Origin of the sequence: Proteus mirabilis ATCC 29906 (assembly GCF_000160755.1) — a bacterium.
Taxonomy (GTDB): Bacteria; Pseudomonadota; Gammaproteobacteria; order Enterobacterales; family Enterobacteriaceae; genus Proteus; species Proteus mirabilis.
Genome location: NZ_GG668578.1, coordinates 256190 through 273164, shown reverse-complemented (window position 1 = coordinate 273164; position 16975 = coordinate 256190). Strand labels below are relative to the sequence as shown.

Genomic DNA, 16975 nt, shown 5'->3' with positions numbered 1-16975 from the left:
TTTATTCCCTTATTTTCCTTCGTTGACAACGTCGCATGATGATAGAAATTCTGGTACAATCGGTTGCTTTCCCCGTTAACCCAATCGAAATAAATCATGAAACATATTGTTGATGTCATGATCTCTGAAGAAGAGATCAAACAGCGTATTGCTGAATTAGGTCGTGAAATCACAGAACATTATCGTTCTCGTCAAGAAAAACACGATTTGGTCTTAATTGGCTTATTAAAAGGCTCTTTTATTTTTATGGCGGATTTATGTCGTGAAATTGAAGTGCCACATGAAGTCGATTTTATGACAGTATCAAGTTACGGTAATGGAATGACGTCAACAAGAGACGTTAAAATCATTAAAGATCTTGATGAAGACATTCGTGGTAAAGATGTTCTGATTGTTGAAGATATTATTGACTCAGGTAATACTTTAAACCGTGTTAAAGAGATTTTAAGTTTACGTGAGCCTGCCTCTATTGCTATCTGTACGCTACTTGATAAGCCATCACGTCGTGAAGTGGATGTGCCAGTAGAGTGGATTGGCTACTCTATTGAAGATAAGTTTGTTATAGGTTACGGCATTGATTATGCACAACGTTATCGTCACCTACCTTATATTGGTCATGTAACGCTACTAGATGAATAATCTTGTTGATTTATATCGTATATTAAAAAACCCGCTTTGGCGGGTTTAATATTAGAAAATCAACGTGGATGGCTTAATTTTGCAATAGCTTGGCGATAAGAGAGTTCTAGTTTTTCACGACTGTCTGAGGTGATATCTAAATCGTGTAATTCACCATTGTTTAAACCGTAAACCCAACCGTGGATCATCACTTTTTGTCCACGTTTCCATGCGGCTTGCATAATAGTTGAGTGACCAAGGTTATAAACTTGTTCTATCACGTTAAGTTCACAGAGTAAATTTAATCTATCTTGTGGTGCGAGTTCACCTAACATGGAGCTATGTTTATACCAGATATCACGGATATGCAGTAACCAGTTATTAATTAAGCCCAGTTCAGTCCCTTCAATAGCAGCTTCAATACCACCACAGCCATAATGACCACAAACAATAATATGCTCAACTTGTAGGACATCAACGGCATATTGAATAACAGAAAGACAGTTTAAGTCGGTGTGGATCACAAGGTTTGCCACATTGCGGTGTACAAATAAATCACCAGGGGCGGCATTAATTAATTTTTCAGCGGGGACGCGGCTGTCTGAACAACCAATCCATAAGAAATGAGGTTTTTGGCCTTTACTCAGCTCTTTAAAAAATTGCGGGTTTTCTTCTGTAACAGAACTTGACCATTGTTTATTGTTGGCTAACAGTTCTTCAATTTTTCTCATCATGATGTGACTGCCTGTAAATTCAGTTTCCCACCATTTGCGCTGACAGTAGGCCAACACGAAATAGCTTTAGTGTTATTGTTGGATGTTTAAGCTCAATAAAGAAAGGGTATTTTTATACCATTACTTTTAAATGAATCAGAAGGCTTTTTTTGAGCCAAGTGACAGTTAATTGCTTGTCTATTTTTGCTTTCAAATAAGATAGAACTTTTTACAGTATTTGTTTAATGAATTTATCAACACATTATTTGATGTAAATCAAATGTATAAAAAGATAACTGATTGTTAACTCGATTATTCTTATTTTGAATAATCGAGGGTAATTATTTTTTCATAAAAAATATTAATGTTTATTTGGGCTGGCGAATGATGAGGATAAAACCTGTTAACGGTATCTGTCCGTTTTTTATTGATAAATTATTGGAGGTAATAAAGCGCATGATAATATCTATCAGTCAGATTGAGTAATAAGGCCAATAAATTTATTGCTATCAAACAGGCTAAATAATAACATTTAGTTATTATTGGCTTTTTATTGAGATTAATACTGGAAAATAGCTACAATTAATCGTCATTTTTATTGATCAGTAATTGCAGTGTTCGCTCTATTGACTATTAAAATAGTTAAATAAAATTTATTTATCTGTTTGAGGCATTATCTGTAAAACGGTTTATTTACGTCTTATTTTTCTCTAGAATATCTTATTCCATTTTGATCCTATTGAACTAAGCCCATTTTCTATACCTATCCTGATTTGCACTCAGGGGAGTAAGGCTTAGTTGAATAGCTATTTCTGATTTCAGCTCAGTCAATGCTGAATAATGCAGTTGATAAAAGGTAATTTCCACTTATGACTTATGCATTGGAGTTAACCGAGTTAACGAAAACTTACCATAATGGTGTCAAAGCGCTTAAAGGAATTAATTTAACCGTAGAAGCGGGGGATTTTTATGCGCTATTAGGCCCTAATGGTGCAGGAAAATCGACCACCATAGGGATTATCAGCTCTTTGGTGAATAAGAGCAGTGGTAAAGTCAAAGTATTTGGCTATGACACTGATACCGATATGGTTAATGCTAAAAGACAACTCGGATTAGTGCCACAAGAATTCAATTTCAACCCTTTTGAAACCGTATTACAAATTGTCCTTAATCAGGCTGGCTACTATGGTGTACCACGAAAAGTGGCATTAGAGCGTGCAAAAACATATTTAACCCAATTAGATTTATGGGAGAAAAAAGATGATAGAGCACGTTTTTTATCTGGGGGAATGAAACGGCGTTTAATGATTGCGCGTGCATTAATGCATGAGCCTAAATTGCTGATCCTCGATGAGCCAACGGCGGGAGTAGATATTGAATTACGTCGTTCAATGTGGACGTTTTTACAACATTTAAATGCACAGGGCACCACTATTATATTAACCACACATTATCTTGAAGAAGCAGAAATGCTGTGTCGGAATATTGGTATTATTCAGCGTGGTGAACTGGTTGAAAACACCAGTATGAAAGGTTTATTAAGTAAATTAGAGTCTGAAACCTTTATTTTAGACTTAGCGGCAAAAAGTCCGTTACCTGAATTACAAAATTACCAATATCGTTTAGTCGATACATCAACACTAGAAGTTGATGTGAAAAGAGAGCAAGGATTGAATGGGGTTTTTGCTCAGCTCAATGCACAAGGTATTCAAGTTTTAAGTATGCGTAATAAAGCTAACCGCCTTGAAGAGTTATTTGTGCATTTAGTTAATGAAGATCATACAGAAACAGAAAAAGGAGAGAGGGAATGATTCAGTTGTATTGGGTAGCCCTCAAGACGATTTGGATTAAAGAAGTGACCCGTTTTGGTCGTATCTGGGTACAAACTTTAATTCCTCCTGTTATCACGATGTCGCTCTATTTTGTTATTTTCGGTAACTTAATTGGTAAGCGTATTGGTGATATGGGCGGTGTTGATTATATGCAGTTTATTGTTCCCGGCTTGATTATGATGGCGGTGATCACAAACTCATATGCTAATGTCTCCTCTTCATTTTTTGGCGCTAAATTCCAACGTAGTATTGAAGAATTATTAGTATCGCCAGTACCGACCCATGTTGTTATTGCCGGATTTGTGGGTGGTGGTGTCGCCCGTGGTATTTGTGTTGGGATATTGGTCACTCTGGTTTCACTATTTTTTGTACCACTAGAGATACACTCTTGGACAATGGTTGTGGTGACATTATTAATGACCTCGATTGTTTTTTCTCTCGCAGGATTGTTGAATGCCATTTTTGCGAAAACCTTTGATGATATTAGTATTATTCCCACCTTTGTTTTAACGCCATTAACTTATTTAGGAGGTGTGTTTTATTCACTCTCCTTATTACCTGCATTTTGGCAAGGTGTTTCTAAATTAAACCCGATTGTTTATATGATAAGCGGTTTCCGTTATGGTTTTTTAGGGATCACTGATGTGTCATTAACGGTGACAATCACGGTACTATGCCTGTTTATTGCCGTGTTTTATATCGTAGCCTGGTACTTAATTGAAAAAGGTCGCGGTTTAAGAAGCTAATCTACAAATTAGTGTTTAAGGTAATAAAAATTAAAATCGGTGTCTGCAACAACAGATGCCGATTTTTTTTAGCTAAATTTCATTCAGTTATGTTAAATTTTATTTAAATTTGTCTTTTGCTATTAACAAGTCTAATTTCTTTGTTTAGTATACTAAACAAATAACTTTGGGATGGTAAAGGATAGAAGCATGGCAGTGGCAAGCGAAACAGCAAAAGAACCAACGGTACTTTCTCGTCGTAAATTGTTATGTATTGCCGGAATGGGGTGGACTTTCGATGCAATGGATGTGGGGCTTCTCGCCTTTTTATTAACGGCGTTAAAAGAAGATTGGGGATTAACAGCAGCGCAATTAGGTTGGATTGGCAGTATTAATTCTATCGGTATGGCCGTAGGTGCTTTTGTCTTTGGCATTATGGCCGATAGAAAAGGTCGTAAACCGGTATTTATCTTAACGTTGCTGCTATTTAGCCTTGGTTGCGGTTTAACCGCATTAGCAAGCTCCTTAATGGTGGTATTAATTTTACGCTTTTTTATTGGTATGGGCTTAGGCGGAGAATTACCCGTTGCTTCTACATTGGTGAGTGAAAGTGTTAAAGCTCATGAGCGTGGTCGTATTGTTGTTTTATTAGAGAGTTTTTGGGCGGTAGGGTGGTTAATTGCCGCGTTAATAGCGTATTTTATTATTCCTGATTATGGCTGGCGTATGGCTATGTTATTGAGCGCACTACCCGCAGTTTATGCACTCTATTTGCGTTCAAAGTTACCAGAACCCAGTTCCACACAGTCATTATTACAAAATCGTTTATCTCTTCGCCAATCAATGGCATTGATTTGGTCACCTCAATATCGCCGTTCAACACTGATGTTGTGGGTATTATGGTTTTGTGTGGTGTTCTCTTATTATGGCATTTTTTTATGGCTACCGAGTGTCGCAATGTTAAAAGGCTTTAGTTTAATTAAAAGCTTTCAATATGTGTTGATCATGACACTCGCTCAGTTACCGGGGTATTTTACCGCAGCATGGTTTATTGAACGTTATGGTCGTAAATTTGTGTTAATCACCTATTTAGCAGGCACCGCGATTAGCGCTTACTATTTTAGCGTAGCCGATTCCACAACCACACTATTAGTGTTCGGTATGTTGTTATCATTTTTTAATTTAGGTGCGTGGGGGGCATTATATGCCTATACCCCAGAACAATATCCTGATGGTATACGAGCTACAGGCGCTGGAACGGCGACGGCAATAGGCCGTATTGGCGGAATATTAGGGCCACTGATGGTAGGCTATTTAGTGCAATATCAATTTGACATAAGCACTATTTTTCTTATTTTTAGCCTTTCCATTGTGATAGCGATACTAGCGGTTATGTTATTAGGTAAAGAAACCAAAAATAGACCACTTAATTCCATTTAATCACTTTTTTTATGACTAAAAATACAGAACGTCTCCTTTCTTGTTATATGATAGCTAATAAGTATTTTATAGGAAAAGAGGAATAATTATGTCTCATTATGAGGAAGTGATTAAGCAGGTTGATGAGGCCATTGCCAGTGCTAGCATACAAACGATGAATGAATTGCTGGTGGAATTAGGTAAAGATAACACAATAGCTTTTGCTCAGCGTTATGAACAGCAAGAGCGTCTACGCACGGCTATTTTTCATCATGGTGAAAAACAGCGCTAAGCAACCTTATAATGATAGAATAATCAAAAAGCGTTTATTTCATGTATTTATTCCATAATAATGGATAAACGCTTTTGTTTTAATCTGTTGGTTTAAAAAGTCTTTTTTCCTTCGAGCACTGCTATTCTATTTTCAATCGAAGGATGGGTTGAAAAAAGAGAGTCTCCCTTATTAAAAATAAAGGCTGCTTTGCGATATGCTCGTCCTGTAGAGCCATCTTCAAAATTTTCAGTTTCGTGTTGTGCTGCAATTTTCTTTAGTGCATTGATCATTGATTGATTATCTTGGGTGAGATCAACCGCTGCCGCATCTGCCATATATTCACGTGTCCGCGATAAATAGAAATAGAGCACTTGAGTAATAATGGGTAAAACAACGTTGAGTACAATTAAAATCAATCGTGCTTTACTGGCGGCATCATTACTTTTACCACCACGGTTACCAGAGGCTATATATAAGCGGCTACCAAAGATATTTGTTACCGTTAAAATAACATTTGCTAAAATACCCACATACAGTGTTAAACGGGTATCACCATGAATAATATGACCTGTTTCATGGGCTAATACGGCTTGTATTTCTTGGCGATTAAGTTGATTTAACAACCCACGAGTGACACCAATAAAGGCATTTTTTTCAGACCAGCCGGCAGCAAAGGCATTGGCTTCTGGTGTATCTAAAATATAAAGCTTAGGGATATAGCCCAAAGTCGCACTTAAACTAAGCTCTTCCACGATATTTAATAATTGTCGCTCTTGGGCATTTAATGGCTCTTCAGAATTAATTAATCGTGCTTTCATGCCCGTCAACATGATTTTATGCCCTTTAAAGTGAACAATAATCAGCAACACAATTGAAATGGCAACAATAATCAATGAAGCAATAGGCAGTGATTGGAATGTCAGAAATGCCAGCATATTATCAATTAAACTTAAATGAGGATTGGCACCTATCGCGCTATCAACTAATAAGCCGATCATTAGCATTAATAGTAAATAGGTGACTATCACAAACCGAGTGCGAATGGCATTTTTTCGCAGTACATTTCTGAAATCCATTTATTATTCTCCAATAATATCTACCGTATTATTTTATGTATAAGCTATGGTGCGTGGTGTTAATCAAAGTTAATACGGCGCGCTTCTTCTGATTTAATCGCTGTTTCATCAAGACGCCAGTATTCTTTATTAATCACGAGACTTGGAAAAATCTTCACAATAAATACCGCAGGGATAGAGGCGATAAACGCACGATATTGCTCTAAGGTACGGTTATAGCCACGTTTAGCAAAAGAGAGTTTATTTTCTGTTGAGACAATCTCTTCTTGTAAATTAGCCATGATAGTATCTGATTTTAGTTCAGGATAGTTTTCAACAGCGACATTAATCGCACCACTTGAAACAATTTTTGATAGCTCATCTTCTGCCGCTTTTGCTTCTTGGTTATTGCTACTTTGTGTTTTAGCTCTTAATTCGGTGATTTTAGTAAAAACATCGGCTTCATGACTAAGATATTTTTTTACTGTAGCTAATAAGCTATCAAACACTTTACCACGACGGTCGAGTTGTACCGATATTTCTGTTTCACTTGAGATAACCGCTTCACGCATAGAGATAATACGGTTGTAATAATAAAAAATAAGACCCAATAACGCGATGGTAATAATTAATCCAGTCATGTGAAGCGCTCTCTTTTCTAATAATAAACAGGGAATTTAGCTAACTCATTGATGTTAATTTTGCCTATTATTATTCAAGATAGCTAGATGATTATTTCATCAAAGAGAAAAAGAATATTGATATGTCACTTAATATCTTAAAAAGAATGTTGTTTGAAGTATAAAAAAGCCCCAAATAAATTTGGGGCAAAATAAATAGGACTCATGTTAGGGAAAATAAAAATTAAAACCAAGGTGATTGGGACATCACATTGCCATAAAATAGCATTCTGCCGGCGATTTCACCGCTAAAAAGGATAAAAATAGTAATAATTGATATTAAAGCCTTTGTAAACAAAGAGCTACGAGATAGTGTGATAATAACACATCCTATTATTAAACTGGCGATGACTTGCCACCATAACAATAAGCTCGCTACGTTAGCACCTGAAATTTGAACTCGTATTACTAATCCCATCAATACTAACAGTAAGCCGATAAAAGCACCGAAATGCAATGTATGAATGGTTTTTTTACCTTGCAACTGTAACCAAGGAATAACAGAGCCAAAACCCAATAATAGGGCCGTACCAATAAAACTTATTTGTGTTGCGGGGGTATGCCATAACGCATGTGTTTGCATTTGATAATAAATTTGTGCTGTTATTAAAATAACGGGTAAGCCAATAAGGCCACAGAACAGACCTAGTAGGCTATTACGGCGTATTTTATTTGGTTGTAGCCAACTTGCTAATGCCCAGAGGGAAATTAAACCGTTTAACATAACAAAGGCAATAGCTTCACGACTTAACCATGAGTGAGCAATACCAAGTACTGAGCGATAAGCGCCGAGAGGATCGCCTAGGTGTCCCATTGACATAGAAGAACCAATTACTTCAATTAACCAAATAAGGGCAATCGTTGTACGTAACGCTTTGGGGCTTAACATGGCGGAGTTTTGTGTTTGCCATTGATAAAGAGATAAGGCAAGTACGGCACCGATCCCCCATTGACTCATTACGGTGAATAGAACCAAAGGCATTTGATAATCATGCATGGTTAATCCTCCATACCAATAATGACAATATTAGGATGACTGATGGTATGATCAGGAACCCCATAACGTTTTTCTAATAATGCCCAATTTGTGATATGTTTTTGGCGCAAATCTTCAATTTCGCCAAACTCAATGGCACCAGTTGGACAAGATTCAACACAGCGAGGTTTTAAGCCTTCGTCTATTCTATCGGCACACATATTACATTTACTGGTCTTCCCTTCTACAGGATCGTAAACCGGCGCATTATAAGGGCATGCCATAATGCACATTTGGCAACCAATACATTTGTCATGATCCTGTATCACAATCCCATCGGCTCGCTTAGTATAAGTATCGGCAGGGCATACTTTTAAGCATTGTGGATCGTCACAATGATTACAGGACATAGTGATAAAAGCTTGCGCATTGGGCAGATCTTCATTGAATTCGCGTACTCTACGCCACAAGACTCCAGGAGGGGTAACATTTTCTGATTTACAAGCCATCGAACAAGTGCGACAGCCATAACAATCTTTACTATTAATCAGAAAACCATACTGTTTTTTAGCCATGATTATGCCTCCCGTCTCACATTAACTAGGGTACTGTTACAACAATGACCATTACCTAAAGGTTCAACATGGTCATTTGTTACATGGCTACTACTCCCCCCTTGTTGTTCCCACCAACCATTATCAAGAGAAACAACACCTTGTTTTATGTGTGTGGTGACAACGGCTATTGCTCTATGTTCACCTCTATCATTAAAAGCAAACACCCAATCACCATTGTTTATTCCACGAGATAACGCATCATTAGGATGTATTAAAATATTGGGTTGATTACGCTGTACTTCTAAAATCCATTCATTCATCCCATGGCTTGAATGAACACTACGTGCTAGCTTACGTTGCACAGCCATTAACGGATATTTTTTTGCTAATTCAGGGGAGCCTGTTGTCGATTCCTTTACTGGATAATAAGTGACTATAGGGGAGTAGTTTTTATCTTGCCATTCTTCAATAAAGAAATGTGCTTTTTGGGTTGATGTACGAAATATTCCGTCTTTAAATGGGATCCAATCGCCTTCTACTGGTCGTACAGGCCCTTTTTCTAGCATTTCTCGCGTAATACCTGATCCCGCGAGGCAAGTATCAATATAGTGCTCAATAGGTTGATTAAATACGTCACCGAAACCAAAGCGTTCAGCAAGACGGGCAAAAATCCAATAATCAGGCTTTGCTTCTCCTGGTGGTTCAACGGCTTTTTCCATTAATTGAACATATTGGCTACGCACACCGGCCATTAAACTTGTATCTTCAAAAATGGTTGTCACTGGAAGTACTAAGTCGGCATAAAGCGCTGTTGATGACATTAAATTATCGGCTACAACAACAAAAGGAACTTTTTTTAGCGCCTTACGTACCATATTGGTATTGGGTAATTGTGTCATCACCCCCATCGTCATGATCCACCAGAAATTAATCGGGTGGGGTCTTTCGTTGACTATCCATTCACCCACTTTTGCAACAGGAATAGGATTAATGGGTTTAACATTTGGTGCAGGGGGAATAATAGGATTAAATTTTGCCATCTGACGCACGCCACCGGCATCACAAATACCCGCGCCTTTCTTACCAATATTGCCGGTTAATAGAGCAAGATAAAACTGGCTTGCTGCAACATAGGCACCAAATTCAGTGCGTTGTGCGCCAGACATATTTTGTACAATCATTGCAGGCTTTATTGTCGCGTAGTCTCGAGCTAAACGAATAATAGTCTCTTGTGGAATATCTGTTTCTTTACTGGTTTTTTCGATAGTCCAGGGTTTAGCTTGCAAATAGATTTGTTCAAAAACGGTGGTGTAATTTATTTTATTTGGCAGTTCATCATGAGTTAACGCCGGTACAATATTGGGGGTATCATGGCGAACAATTTGCTGAGTTAGGGTATCAAAGACTAAATAGCTATCTTTATCATTAGCTGAATCACGTAGTAGTTTTTGTTGTTCATCGACTAAATACACCGCTCCGGTATGGGCACGCAAAAAAGGTTTATCTGTAAGATTTTCTTCAATGATTAATTTGATCATTCCTAATGCAAGGGCGGTATCGGTACCCGGAATAATGGGGATCCACTCATCAGCTTTGGCTGCGGTTTCATTAAAACGCGGATCAATGACTACCATTCTGGCGCCATTACGGCGAGCCTGATTATAATTTTTAAAGTAGGCGTGCATAGTTACTGCTGGGTTATTGCCCCAACATAGAATATAACGGCTATCTTTTACCGTATCACGCGTATCTGCATAGCGTAGGCCAACCATAGGGATCATAGCTGCAGTAACCGCAGAGCAACATAAAGAGCCGGCTTGTTTTGTAGAACCGCCTAAATAGTCGAAAAAGGCTTTACCCATATCGTTTTTGATGGAATCCATATTTCCAGCGTGAGTAGAAATAAAAAGCCCTTCGTTGCCATATTTATCGATAGTTTCTCGAATATTTTTTTCGATAAGATCTAAAGCGTCATTCCAGCTAATAGGTTTAAACTCAGCCTTACCTTTTTCGCCAACACGTAGCAAAGGTGTAGTGAGTCTATCCTTATGATATACCCATTTAGTTCGGCTAATTCCTCGTAAACAACATTTGACATTAAAGCCTTCTGTAGCTTCAATTTTGATTAGTTTTCCCTGATGAGTAAAAGCGGTTAGGTTACAATGGAGACATTCCATTGCACAGGTGGATTGAAAAGTTTGATATTCAGATAATTTTATCCGAGTTTTCTGGTTAAATATGGGTTTATTTTCATTAGCTAGGCTAAACGCATTAGGGGAAAGAGCTGCCAAACCAATAGCTCCCATTCCTTTTAATAGCGTTCTTCTATCTAATTCCCACTGTTTATTTTTATACATAGGACATTCTCACACATAACAATGTTAACTATATATAAACTCAGTTCATTAATAATAAACTTGAGTTAGATCATTCAAGGATAAATAAAGAAGATAATCAACAGAAAATGATTTATATTCTTATTTTTCATAAAATTTTTAGTGTGAATAACTATAAAAATGAATAAAAAAAGAACAAACAATTATCGTCATAAATAAAGATAAATAACGGCTTAGGCGTGGAGAAATAAATGCAGAATTCTCAAGGGGTTAACTCTGTTGATATCGCAGTGACTATTTTAGAGTTTTTAGCATCTCAAGGAGGTGCTGCACGCTCTTCTGAGATAGCTAAGGCATGCTCACTATCAAAAAGTCGTCTACATAAATATTTAGTGTCTCTTTGCCGTAGTGACATGCTCTATCAAGAGAGTGAAGGAGGGCAGTATTGTTTAGGTAGCAAAATTATAATGCTAGCTGAGGCAACACACACAAACCTCTCTTTAGTTGATGAAATTAATCAAAGGCTTTGTGAATTTAGAGATGAGCATAATATGTCAACAGGACTTGTTATTGCTCAAGGTAAGAAGCTCTATTTAGTGAGATATAATCGTAGTTTTAAACATGTCGATATTGATTTTCTGCCAAATACACCCGTTCCACATAAATTGAGTGCGGCAGGCGCGACTTATGCAGTCTTTAGTCATTTAGAAATTGATGCTGATTTATCAATACAGCAAAAAAACAGTATACATCAACAAGGTTTTGCTATTCGCCAACAACCCGCTGAAGGTATTCCTGGGGCTCAATCTATTGCATGTCCTGTATTTAATAGGAAAGGTGAAATGGTCGCAGCCGCATTGACCATGGGATTTATTAAACCTGAAAACCAAATAGAATTAGGTAATGCATTAAAAGCAAAAATTCGCCATGTTTTATCTTAATATTGCGAATATTTTTATCAAATACGTTTACTGGAAAAGTAAACGTATTTGAAAATAGCAAAAATTAAGTAAATAGTCCTTTAGCTAATATATCGCTTGCTTGTGTGACGCCGGGTAATACGAAGTAATAACCCCCACCAAAAGGTTTTATATAGCGCTCTAACGGTTCACCATTTAAACGCTTTTGCGTATCAATAAAGCCTTTTTTAAGGTTATTCTGAAATGAGACAAAGACAAGCCCCATATCTAATTGCCCTGACGGTGTTAGCCCTAATGAGTAGCTATAACTGCGACGACGCAGTTTGGCGCTATAACGTTCGGGGGTTCTGGGTTCAGCTCGTCTCATATGGGAATCAAAGAGTATCCTGTCGCCATGAGGATCTTGTGCAAATTCAGGTGAGTCCATTTCTTGCTTCATTCCTATCGGCGCGCCTGTTGCACGATGACGACCAAAGTTATTCTCCTGATCTTCAAGAGGTGTTCTATCCCAAAATTCCAAGGCAAAACGAATAAGTCTCACTGCTTGATAGCTACCTCCTAAGCACCACTGCGGTTCATTTTGTTTATCGGTGATCCACACTAAATCATCCATTAAATGAGTGTCAGTGGCAGGGGCATTACCTGTGCCATCTTTAAAACCAAATAAATTAATTGGCGTTTGTTGATTATCAATATCACGAGCAGGTAGAAAACCATCTATTTTCCATCGTGCATGCACTTGCCCAGAAAGATATTTTAAAATATCTCTTAATGCATAAATGATACTTTCTTGACTATTGGCACAAAGCTGAAGTAACAGATCACCGCCACACCATTTAGGATCTAAGCGATCGTTGGGGAAGGGTTTCATTGCTTCAAGGCGTTTGGGTTTATGAGCTTGAAAACCAAACCGATTATCAAAAAAACTATCCCCTAACGCCACTGTGATGGTTAATTCATCAGGGTATAATTGGCTACCTAGAATACCGGATCCTGCGGGGGGAAGGTGAGGATTATGACTTTCTTTAAGTTCACGAGATTGTGTTAAAAAAGCAATCCGCTGTGTTAAGGTTCGGAAAATTTTTTCTACTTCCTCAGGGGTTGTTACTGTTAAATCAAGTGCAATAAATGAAGCATGCTTTTGTTCTGGCGTGATAACCCCAGCTTGATGTTTTCCTAAGTAGTTAATAGCACGTTGATAACGAAGTGTTGGTGAACACTTGTTTTTTTCGATGGCATTTGCGCCCATACTGGCAAGCAGTAAACTACCGCCTAACCATTTTAACGTTGTACGTTTATGGTGGTTAACGGGGATTGTGAGAAGTGATTTAAACAGAGTTTTATTTTTCACCATATGCTTCTTTATAGTAATAATAGACATCAATATTGAGCACGTTACGTAATTGTGCAACTTGCTCCGCTAATTGTGTTATTTGTGCAAAGAGCACTGCTTTCTCACTATCAGAAAGCGTATCTAAAGGCTGGAATAGTTCTTCATCTCGCTGATATTTTAAAAATAGTTTGCTAATAGTGTCATACTGTTTGCGTAGTGATTGATATTCCTGAAGTGGAATATGGTTAGATAGCGACTCAATAATTAAGCGTGATCCGTATAAATTGGCATACCCATCACCCAGATCACTTTTTGCATATTGATTTTCAATACCGGCTAATTTGTCGGTTAAAATCAGCTCTAAACTATCACCTGCAGATTGCACTAATTTAGCAATGGGAATATCTTCAATCGCTAAGCGTTTTTTTAGATCACTAATGCCTCTTAACAGTGCCTTGGCTGACTCGGCTGACGATTGCATATCCTCTAATTTAAAGAGTTGATATTCAACCAAATGAAATCCACTAAAACGGGGCGAGTTTTCTCTTTCAAGAAAGAAATCAGCCCGATTATTTAATAGGCGTTCAGTAGCGCCAAACAATGCAATAATCGGGCGGATCACCTCATAGTGATAATGCGCTTGTTGATAGGCGAGTTGGGCATCAGTCAGTTGATTTTTTTCACTGTTAACAATGACATTTTTTAATGCAGTTTCAACGAAGGTCAACTGATCAACAGCTTTCTGCCGATAGTTAAGAATATTGGTTGTAAATTTTTCAGGAGTGGGAATATCCCCTTTAGCAACAACAATATTTTCACTATCTTGAGTAATGCCTTGAATGATTTTTTTTGCAGAAACAGAAAAAGAGCATAGCGATATCAATAGCAAGATGACAATATGATCACCTTTCAATAGGGCGCTATTTGGCATGACGATCCCCTTGTTTAAATAACAGTGCGACCACCAACCAAAACACAATAAAAGTAACAACACTTAAACCGATGGGTTGTGAGCGATAAGCAAAGAATGAAACTAAGAAATTACCAAAAATGCTTGAATCATCCAGAATATGGCTAAGATCCCATAGTGGATAAATCAAAAAGTCAGGTAATTCAATATCCATTTCAATAAGTAGATTAGCTATCTCTTCTACTGCTTTTAATAGCAAGGAAACGGCGAGGAAAAGCAGTAAAAATCCGGTAATAACAAAGAATTTACGCCAAGAAATCATTTTTGATGTTAGCAAAAATAACCATAGAGTTAGTCCCGCTATCAATAGGCCAATGAATACTTCAATCAAGAAAGACAACGCGGTTTGTGCTGTGAGAGCCATAATATGGCTTGATAGGAAAACAACCACTTCGCTGCCTTCTCTCGCAATGGCAATGGCGATGATCAGTAAAATCCCCCAGACACTTTGTTGTTGTGTTTTTTGTGTCAATTCGTTTTCGATATTGGCTTTTAGTGATTTACCTTGTTTGTTCATCCAATAGACCATCTGAACAATTAATAGGCAGGCAATGATTTCCATCATAACCATAAACAGAGATTGCCAGATATCTTCTAAGGAGCTAAATACCCCATAAATGCTAAGAGCTAAAAGAATAGAGAGTAGTATTCCTACTATTACTCCTCCCCAGAGATATTTCATACCTTGTTTAGGGGTAGGAGAGCGTTTTATCCATGCATAAATGATCCCTACCACCAGCAGAGCTTCAAAACTTTCTCGCCAAACAACAAATAGAACTTGTCCCATATTTATTCAGCCTTTTCAGTCGCAACGATTTCACCTTGAGGGTGAGACAGATGAAAATCATCAAAGAAGGTGTAACGTCCAGGTTTTAGAGGCGCAATCACAACGACAGAACTTGCCCCAGGCGCTAATACTTTTTCTTTACGTAATTGAGTGCTTTCAAATTCAACGGGGCTACTACCAGTATTGCGAATTTTGATCCGTATAGGAGTTTTAGCAGGAACATTTAAAACTCGAGGGATCAGTTCCCCCTCTTTCATTTCTAATTCAACGGTGTATTTTTCTGCGGCTAAAGTAGAGCTTGCTATCATTAATAGCAGTAATAGCGTGTATTGATAGAGATGTTTAATCATTGAAATTTCACTTAACAAAATAGAGGAGATAGCCCTATACACAGGGCTATCAATAATTAAGCTAATTAGTAACTGCCTTTACGGCCAGTACCGCTATAGTTAAAATCCCATGACACTTCAAAAGGCTCGAACCAAGCGGCTACCCCCGTCTCTTTGTCGATATGACGACCAAAAACGACATCTTTATTGTAAGAAGGCGGGTAAATTTTATAGGTAACGTTATATTGGCCGTTGCCATCTAATTTTAGGTTTTCACCATAATGAGGACCATCACTGGCGACCATGGCCATAAAAGTTCCCTGCTGTTTTTTCTCCGGTGCATCTAATTTAGTCACGGTATATTCAACAGTGAGATAAGGGATCCAATCACCTTCAGCAAAACCATTCGGATTATCTTCAACAGCATGAATATCTGCTTCTAAATGGATATCAGCTTTATCAGCAGGTAGGTGCTTCATTGCATGATGGCCTTCCTCTGTGTCCATCGTGATAGGTTGTAGATAGACACCTTGAATTTCCATGCCATTTTTAATGATTGGTTGACCTACGGGATACTCAAGAGCGAAGACAGAAGTGGGAATTAATGATAACAACGTGAGAGCACGCACATAACGAGAGTTCATGTTTAATCCTTATATATTGAATGATAATTGTTATTATTCTTATTAAGATTAACATGATTTATAGCAAAAATAGCAGAAACTTATGTAAGAAAAATATCGTTTAATTTGAAGTGGGAAAGGATAAAAATAAGATTAACTAACTCTTTTTTAAAAGAAAAAATTTTGTTATTAAGAAATGATAGATAAATATACTCAATAGGTTTGCTTTTTAATACTAAGTAAAATCATAGTGTTAAAGAGAATAGATGGAAATCTTATTAACTATCTGACAAAGACGAGCAATCACTGATTTCCATATTAGATCATTAAATTTGACTCTGTGCGCTCCAAAATCTTGATTGTGGCGATTTAGCTAAAACTGATTGAATTGCATCGCTCACCACACTGCCTTTTTTAAGACAATTGATAGGTTGGCGGTAGAATGCTGAGCGAGATAGCAATGTCAACTGACAAGCTTTACTGACTGATAAGCCTGCATTATTTAATGATTGAGCGCAGAACTTCTTCTTAGCTACTACCAACCCTTTTTTACAAAAAGATCCTTCATTGCATAATGTTCAAGGCTAACTGCTACAAACATCTTTTTAAGTTTGGCATTTTCCTCATCAAGATCTTTTAATCATTTAACATCATTGGCTTCCATACCACCATACTTTGATTTCCAATTATAGTAACAGGCATTACTGATCCCGTTTTCGCGACAAATATCTTCTTCTTTCATACCAAAATCAGCGAGTTTTAAAAATTAACGATTCGAGTTTCAGTGAAAAAGATTTTTTCATCATGACTTATACAATAACCTAATTA

General features: G+C 37.4%; 17 protein-coding genes and 1 pseudogene. 6 read left to right on the top strand and 12 right to left on the bottom strand.

The features are described from left to right. Positions 1–96: 96 nt before the first annotated feature. Entirely contained in the window at positions 97–639 is a 543-nt protein-coding gene (gene hpt, locus HMPREF0693_RS09360) for a hypoxanthine phosphoribosyltransferase (RefSeq protein ID WP_004245039.1), read from the top strand. 59 nt (positions 640–698) lie between these two features. Here the strand turns inward: hpt and can are convergent, their stop codons facing one another. Next, positions 699–1352, bottom strand: coding sequence for a carbonate dehydratase (gene can, locus HMPREF0693_RS09355; RefSeq protein ID WP_004245038.1), 654 nt, complete (start codon positions 1350–1352; stop codon positions 699–701). Positions 1353–2200: 848 nt separating this feature from the next. Here can and HMPREF0693_RS09350 point away from each other — a divergent pair. The 4 genes from HMPREF0693_RS09350 to HMPREF0693_RS09335 all read left to right on the top strand — a co-directional run bounded on the left by HMPREF0693_RS09350 (position 2201) and on the right by HMPREF0693_RS09335 (position 5599). Then, positions 2201–3142 carry an ABC transporter ATP-binding protein gene (locus HMPREF0693_RS09350; RefSeq protein ID WP_004245037.1) on the top strand — a complete coding sequence of 314 codons (942 nt, stop codon included), beginning with the start codon at positions 2201–2203 and terminating at the stop codon, positions 3140–3142. After that, entirely contained in the window at positions 3139–3909 is a 771-nt protein-coding gene (locus HMPREF0693_RS09345) for an ABC transporter permease (protein ID WP_004245036.1), read from the top strand. Before HMPREF0693_RS09350 ends, HMPREF0693_RS09345 begins: the two co-directional genes overlap by 4 nt. Before the next feature lie 189 nt (positions 3910–4098). Further along, entirely contained in the window at positions 4099–5328 is a 1230-nt protein-coding gene (locus HMPREF0693_RS09340) for an MFS transporter (protein WP_017628285.1), read from the top strand. Between the two features lie 88 nt (positions 5329–5416). After that, a complete protein-coding gene (locus tag HMPREF0693_RS09335) occupies positions 5417–5599 on the top strand; it encodes a DUF2526 family protein (protein ID WP_004245034.1) in 183 nt (60 codons plus the stop codon). A gap of 92 nt (positions 5600–5691) precedes the next feature. Here HMPREF0693_RS09335 and htpX read toward each other — a convergent pair whose 3' ends face one another. From htpX to HMPREF0693_RS09310, 5 genes are all read right to left on the bottom strand, one after another. After that, positions 5692–6657: a zinc metalloprotease HtpX gene (gene htpX, locus HMPREF0693_RS09330; RefSeq protein ID WP_004245033.1), complete on the bottom strand. Its 966-nt coding sequence runs from the start codon at positions 6655–6657 to the stop codon at positions 5692–5694. 59 nt (positions 6658–6716) lie between these two features. Beyond that, on the bottom strand, positions 6717–7277 hold the full coding sequence (locus tag HMPREF0693_RS09325; protein WP_004245032.1) for a LemA family protein: 561 nt from the start codon (positions 7275–7277) through the stop codon (positions 6717–6719). 223 nt (positions 7278–7500) lie between these two features. Beyond that, complete coding sequence (locus HMPREF0693_RS09320; RefSeq protein ID WP_004245031.1) at positions 7501–8313, bottom strand: dimethyl sulfoxide reductase anchor subunit family protein; 813 nt, start codon at positions 8311–8313, stop codon at positions 7501–7503. 2 nt (positions 8314–8315) lie between these two features. Continuing rightward, entirely contained in the window at positions 8316–8867 is a 552-nt protein-coding gene (locus HMPREF0693_RS09315; protein ID WP_004245030.1) for a 4Fe-4S dicluster domain-containing protein, read from the bottom strand. A 2-nt stretch (positions 8868–8869) separates the two neighbouring features. Continuing rightward, on the bottom strand, positions 8870–11206 hold the full coding sequence (locus HMPREF0693_RS09310; RefSeq protein WP_004245029.1) for a molybdopterin-containing oxidoreductase family protein: 2337 nt from the start codon (positions 11204–11206) through the stop codon (positions 8870–8872). A 230-nt stretch (positions 11207–11436) separates the two neighbouring features. On the opposite strand from HMPREF0693_RS09310, the gene HMPREF0693_RS09305 reads away from it, so the two are divergent. After that, entirely contained in the window at positions 11437–12126 is a 690-nt protein-coding gene (locus HMPREF0693_RS09305) for a helix-turn-helix domain-containing protein (protein ID WP_004245028.1), read from the top strand. 64 nt (positions 12127–12190) lie between these two features. On the opposite strand, the gene efeB is transcribed toward HMPREF0693_RS09305, so the two are convergent. From efeB to HMPREF0693_RS19525, 6 genes and pseudogenes are all read right to left on the bottom strand, one after another. Next, positions 12191–13459 (bottom strand): iron uptake transporter deferrochelatase/peroxidase subunit, encoded by a 1269-nt coding sequence (gene efeB, locus HMPREF0693_RS09300; protein ID WP_036932362.1) that lies wholly within the window; start codon positions 13457–13459, stop codon positions 12191–12193. Next, positions 13446–14369, bottom strand: coding sequence for an EfeM/EfeO family lipoprotein (locus tag HMPREF0693_RS09295; RefSeq protein WP_004245026.1), 924 nt, complete (start codon positions 14367–14369; stop codon positions 13446–13448). Before HMPREF0693_RS09295 ends, efeB begins: the two co-directional genes overlap by 14 nt. Beyond that, entirely contained in the window at positions 14359–15195 is an 837-nt protein-coding gene (locus tag HMPREF0693_RS09290) for an FTR1 family iron permease (protein WP_004245025.1), read from the bottom strand. The genes HMPREF0693_RS09295 and HMPREF0693_RS09290 overlap by 11 nt, the downstream gene beginning before the upstream one ends. Positions 15196–15197: 2 nt before the next feature. Further along, positions 15198–15545, bottom strand: coding sequence for a cupredoxin domain-containing protein (locus HMPREF0693_RS09285; RefSeq protein WP_004245024.1), 348 nt, complete (start codon positions 15543–15545; stop codon positions 15198–15200). A gap of 65 nt (positions 15546–15610) precedes the next feature. Beyond that, positions 15611–16168, bottom strand: a complete 558-nt coding sequence (locus tag HMPREF0693_RS09280; protein WP_004245023.1) for an iron transporter — start codon at positions 16166–16168, stop codon at positions 15611–15613. 326 nt (positions 16169–16494) lie between these two features. Continuing rightward, positions 16495–16960: pseudogene (locus HMPREF0693_RS19525) on the bottom strand (transposase); the annotation flags it as partial. Positions 16961–16975 lie beyond the last annotated feature (15 nt).